The following is a 1,219-nucleotide window of genomic DNA, read 5'->3' on the forward strand; positions in this document are numbered from 1 at the left end:
TGTAATACAATTTAACTCATCAAAAGCTCTGCGTTCTAAATTAAATCCTGTAATATACTCAACATGTTGCCAAGTAGTCAATAAATTCTGTCTATTCCCAACTTTAACATTCCCTGAAACTGCCGCTACATTATGATCTTCAAAGTGTCTAATCATTAGAGAAATAGCATCTTGCGCAATAATAGTATCCGCATCTAAAGTGACAATGATTTCTCCTCGTGATTGTTGAAACCCTAAGTTCATTGCCGATGATTTCCCGCCGTTTTCTTTCTGAATTAAACGCACTTTAGGATGCTTATAGAATGTTTCTTGAATTACTTTTGACGTACCATCTTTCGATCCGTCATCAACGACAATAACTTCAAACTCTCTATAATTACTATCCAAAATTGAGTGAATAGTCTTAGCTATAACCTTCTCTTCATTATATGCCGCTATTACAACACTAACAAAAGGTTGATAAGACGAATTAGCAAATAAACGAGATTTTGTTTTTCTTTTCTGCTTGAATGCAAAATATATTAAAAATAGGAATCGGAAAATACCTAATCCAATAGCAATATAAAAAATAGTTGTTAATATATGCTTTGCATATCCCATTCCTGAAAAGATAGCTTTATTGTAAAATAGATATTGCTTACCCTCAGAAGAAACGGGAGGCATAACTTCATCTCGTTCTTTATTCATTAAATCTGAAATTGTTACAAAACTATATCCATTCTTTTGAAGATCTTTAATAATCATCAGCAGCGCCTCTACCGTATGGGTACGATTCCCTCCTGCATCATGGAGAAGAATAACATTTCCCTCCCCTTTATAAATGGGATTAAGAGTACGCTTTACTAATTCATTTGTGGATGGAGTCGCCCAATCCTCAGGATCCACTTTTTCTGCCACCATCGTATAGTTCATATTTTGTGCACGCAAAATAGGCAGTATTTCATTTGATGAATCCGGGTTAGCATCTGCTTCATACGGTGGCCTAAATAAAACCGTAGAATGTCCAGTTATTTCCTGAATTAGGCGCTGAGTTGTATTAAGTTCTATTTTTGTACGTAGTAAAGACGTATCAGCGACGTTAGGATGCTTGAAGGTATGATTGCCAATTTCACGCCCTTCATCGTATATTCTTTTAACAATACTAGGATTTAGTTGTGCATTTTCACCAAGTACAAAAAAGGCAGCTTTTATTTTATACTCTTTTAATATATCTAGAATT

The 1,219-nt window shown here is 34.5% G+C and carries 1 protein-coding gene; it reads right to left on the reverse strand.

Going from position 1 to position 1,219, the window contains the following annotated elements:
* On the reverse strand, positions 1-1,219 hold a 1,219-nt coding region (locus BAQ49_RS25295; RefSeq protein ID WP_116733502.1), incomplete at both ends, for a glycosyltransferase.

It is taken from the genome of Bacillus proteolyticus (assembly GCF_001884065.1).
Taxonomy (GTDB): domain Bacteria; phylum Bacillota; class Bacilli; order Bacillales; family Bacillaceae_G; genus Bacillus_A; species Bacillus_A proteolyticus.